This is a genomic window from [Haemophilus] ducreyi (genome assembly GCF_900109315.1).
Lineage (GTDB): Bacteria > Pseudomonadota > Gammaproteobacteria > Enterobacterales > Pasteurellaceae > Haemophilus_B > Haemophilus_B ducreyi.
On the sequence record NZ_FOJC01000006.1, the window covers coordinates 1 to 13,880 of the forward strand.

A 13,880-nucleotide genomic window follows, 5' to 3' on the forward strand; every position below is an offset into this window, starting at 1 on the left:
GTATGGCTTAATCGCCGTCGCAGTGGCAGTCTTAATTATTGCTGCATTTTATAGTGAAAATAGTTTTATAAAAAAACTACAAAGTAAATTTTCTAACTTAGCTAGTGGTATAAATGGCACTGCTAATGAATTAAATAACTTTCACAAAAATTCAACACGATAATTAAGAGAAAAAATGTTATCTACATTAACAACTAAAGCGTATATTTCTACTAGTGAAACATTACGTAATAAAATGAAAACTTTTAGACAGGATCAACAAGGTGTAACAGCAATTGAATATGGCTTAATTGCAGTAGCAGTTGCGGTACTAATTATTGCCGTATTCTATAGTGAGGATGGCTTTTTATTTAAATTAAGAGAAAAATTCTTTCATTTAGAGGTCGGATTAGGCAACGCCGCACCTGATGGAGATCTTATTAATTTTAATAAAGCGAGAAGCTAAAATTAGTATTAGGTCATATGTGTATTTAATTTTACTGTATGGCCTATAATTAATAGTAGGTGTAACTATGCTTGGTTATTCTAAATTAGTGCTTTTTAGTTTTATTATATCACTGCTTATTTGGCTATCTTATACCGATATTCGCGCCCGCATTATTACCAACAAAGTCGTGCTAGTGCTATGTTGTGCGGTTTTGCCATTTAGTTGGCTAACACAAGGCATGGTTTACCCCATGCCTGCATTAATTTGTTTAGTCGTTGGCTTTGTATTGTTTATGTTAGGCGTAATCGGCGCAGGTGATGTCAAATTAATGGCGGTGTTAATGCTAGCCATCCCGTCTGAATATGCGATCTTTTTCCTTTTTTTCACCGCGTGTGCAGGCTTAGGGCTAATTATCATTGGAGGGTTGTTTTTCCGCCAAGCCATTGTTAAAAAAGGGTTACCCTATGGGGTAGCAATCAGTGTCGGCTTTATTGCCACACAATTATTATTTATTTTATAAACTTTATCTTCACTCAAGGAAATAAACGATGAATTATAGATCACTCTTTATTCTCTCTATTATTATTCTGGCAGTGGGCTTTGGTGGTCTATTTTTCCTACCTGATGACCAACCAAATACACCGCAACAAACCACTACCCAAGGCGAAGTAGCCGCCGAAGCACCACAAAGCGAACCAAGCCAAAGCGAGAAAGTAATCACCACAGTTACCTTAAATCACGATATCAAAAAAGGCACCTTATTACAGCCTGAAGATTACACCGTATCTGAGTTAACCGTGCCAGAAAACAGCCCATTAGTTGAATCAGATGTTAAAGAATTAGTTGATTCAGCCGCAAATAAATCATTACAAGGCTTTTTAGTAGCCGAAAACCTCTCAAAAGGTTCGCTATTAAACCAAAAAGTATTGATCGACCCTGAAGATCCACGTTTTATTTTAATGAGTATCGACCCACAACAAGAAGTGGCGTATCGCATTTATATTAAAGAAGCGGAAAGATATTTATTAGATTCTATTCGTGGTGGCGATATGGTTTCTGTTTATAGCGTGCAACAAGATTTAGGCCGCCCAGAACGTGACCAAAACTCATTAGCAAAAATTGCTGAGAATTTCAAAGTATTAAAAGTTAAAAAATTCTCACCACAACAAGCAGATCCTAACAACGATGAAAATACGAAGAAAACCGACACTGAATACAACAAAGATTTTCTTGGTTATTTAAGTCTTAAAGTAGATGCAATGCAATTAAAAGAATTTTATTCATTAGATAAACAAGCCAGATTAATTGTATTACCAACCACAAACGATGAAGCAACAGAAGTTAATCACCGTGGTATGTTTATCCGTCAGTTAAGAGGAAGAAATTAATGTTAACTAAAAAATTTCCTAAAACGTTACTCTGCTTTGCTTTGCTTGGCATGTTTACCTTTACGCCAAGCTTAGCGAAAACATTTAATTTGGAACAAGGCCAAACTAAATTAATTAAAACGAAAACTAAAATCGATACTATTTTTGTGTCTTCTCCAGAAGTGGCTGATTATCAAATTTTAGATGATAACAGCTTTATGCTTTATGCCAAAGGCGAAGGCAAAACAGAAATCGTAGCCTTTGACTTTGAAGGCAATACGTTAACGGAAGATGTGGTAAGTGTTAATAATATGATTAATAACATTTCAGAAACCAACCAACAAATCCAAACACGCTTTCCAAACAGTAACTTAACCGTTAAAAAAATCGGTAAAGCCTATGTAGTAGAAGGCAAAGCCAAAAATGAAGCCGAAACTGAAGACGTCATTCGTGTAGTCGGTGAAGCATTAGGCGCAGGCAAAAACGTTACCTCTAAAAACTTAGCGGGCGAGCAAGTGCCATTTTTAAATGATTATCAATACGAAGGTATTATTAATAACACCACCGCTAGCGACGCAACGCAAATTAACGTTAAATTAACCGTAGCAGAAGTAAACAAAAAATTCTCTGATGAAATCGGTATCCACTGGAGCAATCTAAGCGGTAACTTTTTCAAAAATTTAACTAATTTAGCAATTCAAGGCGGTTTTGGCCCAGAAGGCGGTAAATTAGCATTAGTCAATCAAGATAACTTACAAATGTTAGTCACTGCCCTAGATAACCAAAGCAACGGTAAAATCTTAGCTGAACCAAACATTTCAATGTTATCAGGCGAAACCGCTGACATTTTAGTCGGGGGCGAAGTGCCAATCATTGAACGTAAAGATGGTTCACCAACCGTGAACTATAAAGAGTTCGGTATTAAATTAGCCGTCGGTGCTAAATTACAAAAAAATGATCGCATTCGTTTAGCATTATCACAAGAAGTCAGCACCATTGCAGGTAGCTTTAAGCTAGACCAAGATTCATTACCAATTTTTAATACACGTCGTTCAAAATCAACGTTTGAAGTTGGTAATGGTGAAAGCTTTATTATCAGTGGTTTACTCAATAAAGAAGACATTGAAAGCATCACTAAAGTGCCGGGTTTAGGCGATATACCAATTTTAGGTGCATTCTTCCGTAGTGCGAATACTTCACGCGGCAGTAAAGAGTTAGTAGTCATTGCTACAGTTAACTTAGTTAAACCGGTTGATGGTTCAGAAATTCTGTATCCAACCTTTGAAAACACCGGTACGATGGAACGTTTCTTTAATTCAACAGCATTAAAAAATGTTTACCACAAAACGTTAACCTCTAATTTCTTAAAAAATGGTGGGTTTATCCAATGAGAAAATTATTAACTGTCTGTAGCCTTTGTGCAGTGGCTCTTCCAACTTTTGCACAAACTGAACTGCTAGCAAATACACAACCAGTACAACCGCTTAAAAGCCAAATTGCATCTGCAAAATCATTTAACATTAAACGATTTGTATTAGCAAATAACAGCGATGTTGCAGTCGAAAACTTACTGACTGAAGTAGCTGCAAAAGCAAAAAGCGCGCCTGATTCACAAACTTTACATATTATCTCTATGGATAAAAAAGTTAAAGAATTAGCAAAATCTATCAGTAACCGTTTAAAAGCGATGAAGATCAAACATAATATCTCCGTTGAACACAGAGCAACGATTAATCCGTTATACCCTATTTATGTTGAGTTCCACGAAATCGCACGTAAACCAATCCATTGTAAAGTAGAAATAGGCGAAGATTATTGGAGTTTCGATCCAGCTGACTACTGTGCTACTAAACACAATGACTATTTACAATTAAAATAATAATTAACTAAAAGGATCTCTTATGTTATTGCTCGATCAAGAAAATCAAGCCGTCGATAGCGTTCGCAAGATTATGATCATTTCTGAAATTAATGAATTAAATGATCGTATTGCTCAATTGCTACGTAGTCGCGGCTTAGAAAATATAGAGTTAATCAATGCTGATTTCTTTAGTAATGACACCTTATCTATCTCTGCCGAAGAAACGATCGGTGTCATTGTTGATATTAAAAATGAAACTAGCATTAATCAAATTACTAATAAAATTCACAGCATCATTCCACAAAATGTTTGGTGCTGCACAATGGGCCATAGTGACTCAATCTCACTAGCCCAAAAATTATTAGACGCAGGCGTAGTTTATTTCAATGCTGAAACACAGCTACCTCAAATGGTTGAGCGTATCATTACAGGGGTAAATATCCCGTTCTTACGCAATACGATTAAAATCAGTGTATTAGGCTGTAAAGGCGGTATCGGTTCAAGTATCATCAGCTCCCATATTGCAAATGCCATTGCCACTGAGAAAAAAGTACCGGTATTGTTAGCGCAAAGTAAATTAGGCTCACAAGACTTAGACTTATTATTCGATAAAAAGCTACAAAGCGATATCGTTGAATATGCGCCAAATCTTGATTTATACCAAGGCATACCATCTAAATTAGCTAGCCATGCCTTAAATAAATATAACTTTATTGTTTATGACCAACCTATCTTCAGCTTAGATAAAGAAGAATACGATAGCATATTTGAGCATAGCAATACTTTTGTATTAGTAATCGAACGTAAAATCAGCTCATTACGTGTAGCAAAACAATTCTTAGATGAATGTGAACGCATCCGTAATACCACAAGCCGTTTTATCCGTACATTTATTTGTATTTCTGATCACAAAAATGAAATATCTAAATTAATGGCAACTGGCGATGTTGAACGTCTATTACAATGCGAGATCGATAACATTATCCCTTATGCAAAAAATATGTCATCTTCTGATAAAGCCTTAACAGCAAATTTAGGCACTAAAGGGAAAAAAGAAATAAGTTTATTGGCAATGAAAGCAATTGGTGCTTTATCTCGTAACGGTGTTAAACAAGGTGGGCAATCTGGTTTAGCGACATTCTTTAAAAAACTCTTTAAATGAGTATTCCTATGTTAACAAAAGATCAACAAGTATTCTTCCGTAACGCACTTCTTAGTAATTTGAATGTTGATACATTAGATGAAATCGAAAATGAACGGAGTAAGCTAGTTACGGAATTAACTCAATCCCTTTATCGGGTTGCTAATACCAATAATATTTATATTACTCCTTATGATGCTACTGATATGGCTGAAATTGTTGCCGATGAAATCGGTGGCTATGGCCCTATCCGTGAGCTAATGGAAGATGATACGGTCAATGATATCTTGGTCAATGGTCCAGATAATATATGGGTTGAACGTGCGGGTGTATTAGAGAAAACCAATAAAACCTTTATCAACAATGAACAATTAACAGATATCGCAAAACGTTTAGTCGCGCGTGTTGGTCGTCGTATTGATGAAAGTATGCCATTAGTTGACTCACGTCTACCCGATGGTAGCCGTTTAAACGTAGTAATTCAGCCGATTGCATTAGATGGAACATCGATTTCAATTCGTAAATTCTCTAAATCGAAAAAATCATTGCAAGAGTTAGTTAACTTTGGTTCTATGACATTAGACATGGCCAATTTCTTAATCATTGCCGCACGTTCACGCGTTAATATCATAGTATCAGGGGGTACGGGCTCTGGTAAAACAACTCTACTAAATGCGCTTTCTAGCTATATCTCACCAACTGAGCGGGTATTAACCTTAGAGGATACCGCCGAGTTACGCTTAGAACAGCCACATGTTGTACGTTTAGAAACGCGTTTAGCCGGTGTTGAACGTACAGGTGAAATCACCATGCAAGACTTAGTAATCAATGCCTTGCGTATGCGTCCTGAACGTATCATCGTCGGTGAGTGTCGTGGTGCAGAAGCATTCCAAATGTTACAGGCAATGAACACCGGTCACGATGGCTCAATGTCTACCCTGCACGCCAATACACCACGCGATGCAACCGCACGTTTAGAAAGTATGGTGATGATGTCAAATGCTTCCCTACCATTAGAAGCAATTCGTCGTAATATTGCTTCTGCGGTAAATATCATTATCCAAGCATCTCGTCTAAATGACGGTTCGCGTAAAGTAATGAATATTACTGAGGTAATGGGTATGGAAAATGGACAGATCGTTTTACAAGATATTTTCTCATTTGAACCAAGCCAACATCGTGATGAAAATAATAAAATTATCGGTAAATTTGTTAATCACGGTTTATTAACGCGTTCAGCGGTGTATCAAAATGCGCAAGTATTTAACCTCACTGGTGAATTACAAAATATCTTTAGGGAGCATGCTCAATGATACTTCTCTATTACCTTGTATTCGGGTTTGGGGGATTATTATTACTGCTAACAGTAACAAGTTGGTTAAAAACACGTAAACAAATCCAAATACGTGAAACCAACTTTAACCAGAAAGTAAGAGAAACTTTTGACATCTTTGAAAAGAATGTAACACTTTGGTTTTATTATTTATCTGGCAGCGGAAATAATCACCTGATTAGAAACTTAATAATCCATTTTGCTATTTTTGTTGGTCTCTATTATGCCAATGCAGCGTTAATTCGATTTGATAACCAATCATTTATGATTGCCGAGCTGATCGGATTCGTAATGCTAGTGTGGAAAATGGGTCAACGACGTAATAAAAAAATGTTTGATGAGACGTTTCCTGAAGTAATTCAAATCTTAAATGCAGCAACCTCTTCGGGTGTTAGTTTATTGCAAGCAATGGAACGATGTGGTAAAGATATCAGCGGCCCATTAGGACAAGAATTTACTTTAATTTATAAGCGGTTAGCACGTGGTGAAGACGCCATGGCTGTCTTCCAAGACAGCTATTCTCGCTATCCTTATAAGTCGTTTTATTTCTTTATCTGTATTATTCGCACCAACTTATCACGTGGTGGACAGATTCGTGAAGTAGTATCTCGTTTAGGCAGAGCGATTGCTGATGCGAATAAAATGGAACAAAAGAAGAAAGCAATGACAGCTGAAGCCCGTATGTCGGTAATGATTGTTGCTTGTTTCCCTGTATTCTTCTTTTTCTTTATGAAGTTTATGACCCCTGAAAACTTCGACTTTATGATGAATGATCCAGGTGGTCGCATTATTCTCTACTATGTAGTAGGCAGTGAATTATTAGGAATATTTACTGTTTGGTGGCTTATGAGGAAGGCAAGTTAATGAAAACGATTTTATTCTTTCTATTAATTATCATCTTTGGTCTATTTATATTAGTGATGGCCTTTGCCCAGAAAAAAGGCGTTGATCGCCATAAAGACATTTTAGAGGGTAACTACCCACAAGAAATCGCTGAAGATGAAAAACCGAAAGGAAAAACTAAACAGCAAGCCGAGCTTGAAGTTTTACTTATTCAAAATAATCCACTTTTACGCTTCTTAAGTTTGATTGATAAGAACGTTAAGGTTAAACTCTTAACAATTGCTTTACTTTCCTTCATTAACTACACAATCAATGAAGATCAACTTGAATTTATGTTGGGTGAAGCGGTAGTGGTAGTTCTCACAATCATGTTACCTAGTATGATTGTAAATATGATCATCAAAAGTAAAATTAAACGGATTATGAATGACCTGCCCGGTTTCATTGACTTAGTGGCCGTAAACGTTCAAACAGGGATCAGTATTGAAGCCGCATTCAAACAGGTTTCAATGGATTTTGAACGTTTAAATCCTGATTTAACTTATGTATTATTACGGATTATCCGTCGTGCAGAACTCACTAGCTTAAACGTAGCTTTACAAGACTTAGCGATTTCCTTGCCAACAAAAGAAATCAGAATGTTCTGTACTGTTATGCAACAGAGTTTAAACTTTGGTTCTTCAGTATACGACAATTTAACCACATTATCTGCGGATATTCGTGATATGCAACTACTTGTAATGGAAGAAAAACTCGGTACCTTAGCAGCAAAAATGAGTGTACCATTAATTCTTTTCGTTATGTTCCCAATTATTATTCTAATTGTAGCACCTGGTGCAATGAGGGTTTTACCAAATGCTTTCTAAATTCATTAAAACAACGCTAGCCACTAGTTTGTTAATTACTTTATCAGCTTGTTCAAACTTAAAATCACCGGTTCCACCGGCTAAAAAAGCAGATCAAGAAAAACTGTACGAAAGTACTAAAAATTATAATGCGCTAATTGCCATGTATCGTGCCGATCTCAAACATTTCAAAGATCCGATGACGCAATTTAAATTAGCTAAAAGCTATTATCATATAGGTGACAGTAAATCGTCTGTGCTTTATCTCAAACCATTACGCTTTACTAAACAACCATTTAACAATGAAATTGAATTACTGTACATCCGTAACTTAATTCAATTAGGCAAATACCAAGAAGCACAAACTGTTGCTACAGATTTAATCAAAATGTCGCCACAAAACAGTGAGGCTTATAACCTACGTGGTATTAGCTCAGCCCAACAAGGTGAATTGGCTAAAGCAGAACAAGATATGAATAAAGCACGTGAGTTATTTATTAACGACGTAGTCGCAATTAATAACATCGCAATGTTAAATATTTTAAATAATGATTACCGTAATGCGGTCAATTTATTATTACCTCAATATTTAAATGGCTCTAAAGATTCACGCTTAATTCATAACTTAGTCTTTGCATTAGTGAAAAGTGGCGATATTGATTATGCTACAGACATTATCCGCAAGGAAAGTCTATATGCTTCACCTGAAGATTTAATCAACGCACTTAAAAACACTGAAAAAGCACCTAAAGTGGGTCGTTAATTATGAAAAAAGCCATTCATCGTTTTATAAACAATGTAAAAGGCGTCGCAGTAGTTGAGTTCAGTCTAACGATTGGACTCTTCCTATTCGTCCTTTTTATGATTTTAGAAGCCTGTCGCATTGTTGTATTAGGATCTTATTTAGATTTATCAGTAACAGAAGCCGCTCGTTTCGCTAGAAAAATGCCAGCAGGAACAAAAGAGTATAAAGAAGTCTTTGAAAAGCATATTCAACCGCCAGATACATTTTGGGCTTTTATCAGCCACGGTGAAAAAGTTCAAGCACAGTCTGTTCAATATTTTAAAACAGTAGAAGAACTCGTAAATAAAACATCGACAACAAGGCAAAACACTAGCACTGGTTCTGCTTTCGCAGAATACTCATTTGAATATAAATATAAACCAATGTTTTTTATAACACCTGAACAAGCCGTTCAGCGATTATTTAAACGTAAAATCGTGGTACTCCAAGAATATGAAAAAGATCAACAAAAAATTTCTAAAAAATAACCAAGGCGCTGTCTTAATAGAATTTGTATTTATTTTCTTTATGTATTCCGTCATTCTTATTTTCTTGATTGACGTCGCTATTCTGCAAGCTAGCGTTGGGAAATTACAACGCACTTCTTATTCATTAACCAATGTTATCAAAGAACGAAATATCGGCCATAATGGGAATGAGGATATAACAGACGATGAACTAAAAAGCATGAAAACGTTAGCAGCTGATTTAATGGGAGAAAAAGAAGAGCAAATTGCTGTTACTATCTACAAATATGCTTTCGAATCTATTGATTCATCAAAGCCTGAAAAAAATAAAAATGAGCAATCCAGACCAAAAATAAAACTAGATAGTTCAAAAGAAAAAGCATATTCAAGTGACAAACAACATTGCCAATCAATTCAAGGCGATATTACAAAAGCAGCTCCATTAACAGAGAACTTACGTGGTAGCAATCGTTATGCGACCCTTTATCAGGTGACTGTTTGCAAAAAAATGGATAATTTATTTAAAGGCTTGACATTAAATAGAAAAGATTATTCTAGCAGTTGGTTACGTGCTTCTTCATTAGGCGTTGCTCGATAAATAATCTGTTATTAGCAAAACTAAAAAGGAATAATGATTATGAGAAAATATGTTATTACTCAAAGTAAACGATTTATTAAAGATGAATCGGGCATTTATATTATTTTTGGTGCATTATTGACGCTACCTATCGTGGCATTGCTTTTTGTTTCCTTAGAGGTGGCAGGCATAATTCAAGATAAAGCTAGGTTAAATGATGCACTAGAGCAAGCCGTGCTCTCTCTTACCGCAGAAAATAACAGCGGACGGAAATCTTACGATTATGCATTAGATAATGCTGAAAAAGCTAATGGTAAATACCTTAAAGATTCTGAAGCTGGCAAGCGAGATAGTCAAATTGTTAAAACCTTTGTTAAACTTTATTTACCACAGGTTGATGCAAGCAGCATGGAATTTGAGCCTATTTGTACCACTAAAGGCAATACACCAACACCAGAAAATAGCAAAAAATATGCTGAAACAAGTTCAAGTCATGTAACTTGTACAGTAACGGGGAGTATAAATCATCGCTCGCTGTTCCCGATGACCGTTGGAAAATCAGAGATTATCCCTACACAAGTCCCTCTTTCTAGTGCTTCAATCGCTCAAAAAATTAATAATGTTAGCTTACCGCTTGATTTAATGGTGGTAGCGGACTTATCAGGTTCAATGCGGTTTGATATTAATGATATTAATAATGAACATGATCAAAGAGAAATCAAAAATAAAAGTATTACAAGCAAATTAGACACATTAAAAAGTGTTTTGAAAAGTTTAACAGATCAATATTTGTTTAATACAGATGCAAACCCACATAACCGAATCGCACTGACTCCTTTTGCAATGGGGGCGATACCCGCTACAAAAGATCACTGTGTATTGCCTTTTAAATGGCTTGATACTTATGAAAATCACGAAAATAATAGTCGAGTTGATTTAACTGATATACTACGCCCTCTTAGAAGAGGTTCATTATATTTTAGAGCTAAGTTTGTGGATGATATGGTTACACTATTAGATACAAAAGGAACTTTGGATTCTATTGGATCACCTAGTAGCTATAAGATGGAATTCGATAAAGCTGACGTATGCCTAAAAAATTTAAAAGCATCTTCTAAATTATGGTATGGGCGTGAAGATAAGGAAACATTTAAATCCTATATTACCGATTTAGATGCTGATGGAGCAACCTTAGCTAGTGCTGGATTAATTGTGGCTGCTAATTCTATGCTAACAGAAGAACAAAGCCGAACAGCACAATTAAATACCCCAACTAAGCGCGTAATCTTAATCCTATCAGATGGTCGAGATGATATTTTTAGCGGAGGCACTCCTCAGCAAAATGCGGAAGCCCAAATGAATATTCCATTTATTAACTTTAGTCGAATTACCGAAAATCTTATATATGGAAAAAAAGAAGTACTTAAAATAAAGGGCTCAGATAGACAAGGATATATTACTACAAGAGATTATCCTAAATATGAATCAGAAGATCCATATCGCTTAAAAAATCTTAATACGTATCGTAATAATTATTATTATCCCCATAATACAATACAAATAACGTATCCTAGTCATCTTACAAATGAGACTACCGCAGTTAAATCAAAAGGAATGTGTGAGATTATTACAGATAAATTAAATGAATTAAACCATGATGAAAATACTAAAATTGTATTCGTAGAATTTGGTTATCAATCTAAATCTAAAGCAGCATGGCAAAAATGTGTTGGATCAAATTATTTTTCTGTTAACCACCACGACGAATTACTAAATGCTTTCAAACAAGCAATTGGACAAAATGACGACATCGGTCATAGCATGAATCCAAATGTTCGTGAGAAAAAATAACCGCTTGATAACAAAAAACCTCAGTTAACCACTGAGGTTTTTTTATTGCTGATAGTAATGGAAATAATGATACAGTGGCAGATAAATTATCTTGGCTGATTAAATCTGCGCTATTCATAAGGAAATATGCGGTCGATTATTAAGATAAATAAATGTTTTCTTCAATAAAATGTGTTTAAACGCTTTCTCGTTTGAGTAATGCGCATAAGAAAAACACGCCTGCACAACATACGACTGATGGGCCTGCGGGGGTATCTTGCCAACTAGACAGCAATAAGCCACTGCTTATTGATAAAATGCTAAATAGAATGGCATAACCAACCATCGCTTCGGGGGTGCAGGCAAAACGGCGGGCAATGGCGGAGGGGATAATGAGTAATGAGGTAATAATTAGGGCACCTACAAATTTCATACTTAATGCGATGGTTAATGCGGTTAATATCATTAATAATAGGCGTAAGCGGTTAACATTTAAGCCTTCTATTTGCGCTAATTCTGGATTAATAGTGATCGAAAGTAATTTTTGCCAAAAATACGCTAATACGCTGGCGATGATCAGTACGCCGATGCCGATAAATAATACGTCATTAAAATCAATCGCTAATAAGTCGCCAAATAAATAGGACATTAAGTCTACCCTGACGTTATCTAATAAACTGATGGTGATTACACCTAGTGATAAGCTACAGTGGACAATGATGCCTAAGACGGTATCTAATGAGTAAGCGGTGCGATATTCTAGCCAAACTAATAGGAGCGCTAGCAATAAGGTCATGATGATCACTGCAATATAAGGGTCGATTTGTAAGAAAATACCTAATGCTACGCCCAATAAGGCGGAGTGGGATAATGTGTCGCCAAAATAGGCCATTTTACGCCATACTACGAACGCCCCTAATGGTGCGGTAATAAAGGCAAGCAATAAGCCTGCTAGCCAGGCTGGGAATAGAATTTCAAACATAATTTCCTTGTTAAATGTAAAAAATCAGTCTAAATTTAGCGCTTGCAGCGTTGCTGTTCGCTAGCATGATCTTGCATTTTCAGCCATGCTAATTTTTCTTTGATCTGTTTTTCCATACCACGTTCTGTGGGGAAGTAAAATTGTGTATCTTGTAATTGTTTGGGAAAGTAGTTTTCACCGGCTGCATAGGCATTTGCTTCATTATGGGCATAGCGGTATTCTGCACCATAAGCTAAAGATTTCATTAATGCTGTTGGTGCATTACGTAAATGCAGTGGTACATCATAATCTTTTGCTTGTTTAGCTAATTGTTTTGCTTGGTTAAAGGCTTGATAAACGGCATTACTTTTGGGTGCAACGGCTAAATAAATGACCGCTTGTGCAATGGCTCTTTCGCCTTCATAAGCCCCTACCCTGCTATAACAATCCCAAGCATTAATTGCGATTTGCATTGCTCGTGGATCAGCATTGCCTATATCTTCAGATGCGATCGCTAATAAACGGCGAGCAACGTATAAAGGATCGCCTCCCGCGGTTAATATTCTTGCATACCAATATAATGCTGCATCAACCGCAGAACCGCGGATCGATTTATGTAAGGCTGAAATTAGGTCGTAATAATGATCGCCACCTTTATCAAAGCGAGCGTTTCGTTCGCCTAATATTGCAATTAATAATGCTTGATTGAGTACTTTTCCTTGTGGCGAAGATTCTGCCATATCCGCCATTAATGCTAAACAATTCAATGCATAACGTGCATCGCCATTGACATAATCAGATAATAATTTCAGTACTTCATCGGCTAATATAAAATGTTCTTGTCCAAGGCCATTTTGTTTATCTTGTAAGGCATTTTGCAAAATTTGTTCAATTTCGTCCGCTTGTAATGGTTTGAGTAAGTAAATTCTAGCACGTGATAATAAGGCATTATTTAATTCAAAGGAGGGGTTTTCGGTTGTCGCGCCTATAAAAATAACGGTGCCATCTTCAATATAAGGTAAAAAGGCATCTTGTTGGCTTTTATTAAAGCGGTGAACTTCATCAACAAATAATAAGGTTTTTCTGCCCGCTTGGCGGTTGTGTTTAGCTTGTTCAATCGCTTCGCGGATCTCTTTTACGCCACTGGTTACTGCTGAAAGCCGTTCTACTTCAGCATCAAAGTGTTGTGCCATGATCTCCGCTAAGGTGGTTTTGCCCGTACCGGGTGGTCCCCATAAAATCATTGAATGCGCATAACCGGCTTCAATCGCACGGCGTAGCGGTTTATCTTTGCCAAGTAAGTGGCTTTGGCCTATGTAGTCTGCCAAGCAACGCGGTCGCATTTTAGCGGCCAAAGGACGAAAATCATCTGAAAAATCAAAGGATAAATTATTCATTTAATTTTGCTTACCATAGTGGTTAATGTGCGGATTGGCTAAGGTGA

At 36.3% G+C, this 13,880-nt stretch carries 15 protein-coding genes; 13 read left to right on the forward strand and 2 right to left on the reverse strand.

Features of this window, described 5'->3' with window-relative positions; genetic code table 11:
• Window positions 1-175 precede the first annotated feature (175 nt).
• The 13 genes from BMX01_RS04795 (at window position 176) to BMX01_RS04855 (ending at window position 11,496) form a co-directional block, all read left to right on the forward strand.
• A complete protein-coding gene (locus BMX01_RS04795; protein WP_064082985.1) occupies window positions 176-445 on the forward strand; it encodes a Flp family type IVb pilin in 270 nt (89 codons plus the stop codon).
• A gap of 67 nt (window positions 446-512) precedes the next feature.
• On the forward strand, window positions 513-947 hold the full coding sequence (locus tag BMX01_RS04800; protein WP_064082984.1) for an A24 family peptidase: 435 nt from the start codon (window positions 513-515) through the stop codon (window positions 945-947).
• 28 nt (window positions 948-975) lie between these two features.
• On the forward strand, window positions 976-1,815 hold the full coding sequence (locus tag BMX01_RS04805; protein ID WP_064082983.1) for an SAF domain-containing protein: 840 nt from the start codon (window positions 976-978) through the stop codon (window positions 1,813-1,815).
• A complete protein-coding gene (locus tag BMX01_RS04810; protein ID WP_064082982.1) occupies window positions 1,815-3,185 on the forward strand; it encodes a type II and III secretion system protein family protein in 1,371 nt (456 codons plus the stop codon). Before BMX01_RS04805 ends, BMX01_RS04810 begins: the two co-directional genes overlap by 1 nt.
• Window positions 3,182-3,673 carry a hypothetical protein gene (locus tag BMX01_RS04815; protein ID WP_074647864.1) on the forward strand — a complete coding sequence of 164 codons (492 nt, stop codon included), beginning with the start codon at window positions 3,182-3,184 and terminating at the stop codon, window positions 3,671-3,673. The genes BMX01_RS04810 and BMX01_RS04815 overlap by 4 nt, the downstream gene beginning before the upstream one ends.
• 22 nt (window positions 3,674-3,695) lie before the next feature.
• Complete coding sequence (locus BMX01_RS04820; protein WP_074647865.1) at window positions 3,696-4,817, forward strand: CpaE/TadZ family protein; 1,122 nt, start codon at window positions 3,696-3,698, stop codon at window positions 4,815-4,817.
• Window positions 4,818-4,825: 8 nt separating this feature from the next.
• Entirely contained in the window at window positions 4,826-6,109 is a 1,284-nt protein-coding gene (locus BMX01_RS04825; protein WP_064083057.1) for a TadA family conjugal transfer-associated ATPase, read from the forward strand.
• The gene (locus BMX01_RS04830) at window positions 6,106-6,993 is read left to right on the forward strand and encodes a type II secretion system F family protein (RefSeq protein ID WP_064082979.1); all 888 of its coding nucleotides are present in this window, start codon (window positions 6,106-6,108) and stop codon (window positions 6,991-6,993) included. The genes BMX01_RS04825 and BMX01_RS04830 overlap by 4 nt, the downstream gene beginning before the upstream one ends.
• On the forward strand, window positions 6,993-7,838 hold the full coding sequence (locus tag BMX01_RS04835; protein ID WP_064082978.1) for a type II secretion system F family protein: 846 nt from the start codon (window positions 6,993-6,995) through the stop codon (window positions 7,836-7,838). Before BMX01_RS04830 ends, BMX01_RS04835 begins: the two co-directional genes overlap by 1 nt.
• Window positions 7,828-8,580 (forward strand): tetratricopeptide repeat protein, encoded by a 753-nt coding sequence (locus BMX01_RS04840; RefSeq protein WP_010945171.1) that lies wholly within the window; start codon window positions 7,828-7,830, stop codon window positions 8,578-8,580. Before BMX01_RS04835 ends, BMX01_RS04840 begins: the two co-directional genes overlap by 11 nt.
• A 2-nt stretch (window positions 8,581-8,582) precedes the next feature.
• Window positions 8,583-9,089 (forward strand): TadE/TadG family type IV pilus assembly protein, encoded by a 507-nt coding sequence (locus tag BMX01_RS04845; protein WP_064082977.1) that lies wholly within the window; start codon window positions 8,583-8,585, stop codon window positions 9,087-9,089.
• Window positions 9,055-9,666, forward strand: coding sequence for a tight adherence pilus pseudopilin TadF (tadF, locus tag BMX01_RS04850; protein WP_064082976.1), 612 nt, complete (start codon window positions 9,055-9,057; stop codon window positions 9,664-9,666). The genes BMX01_RS04845 and tadF overlap by 35 nt, the downstream gene beginning before the upstream one ends.
• A gap of 39 nt (window positions 9,667-9,705) precedes the next feature.
• The gene (locus tag BMX01_RS04855) at window positions 9,706-11,496 is read left to right on the forward strand and encodes a TadE/TadG family type IV pilus assembly protein (RefSeq protein ID WP_074647867.1); all 1,791 of its coding nucleotides are present in this window, start codon (window positions 9,706-9,708) and stop codon (window positions 11,494-11,496) included.
• A 175-nt stretch (window positions 11,497-11,671) separates the two neighbouring features.
• Here the strand turns inward: BMX01_RS04855 and znuB are convergent, their stop codons facing one another.
• Both znuB and BMX01_RS04865 read right to left on the reverse strand, forming a co-directional pair.
• On the reverse strand, window positions 11,672-12,457 hold the full coding sequence (gene znuB, locus BMX01_RS04860) for a zinc ABC transporter permease subunit ZnuB (RefSeq protein WP_064082974.1): 786 nt from the start codon (window positions 12,455-12,457) through the stop codon (window positions 11,672-11,674).
• 35 nt (window positions 12,458-12,492) lie between these two features.
• Complete coding sequence (locus tag BMX01_RS04865; protein ID WP_064082973.1) at window positions 12,493-13,833, reverse strand: replication-associated recombination protein A; 1,341 nt, start codon at window positions 13,831-13,833, stop codon at window positions 12,493-12,495.
• Window positions 13,834-13,880 lie beyond the last annotated feature (47 nt).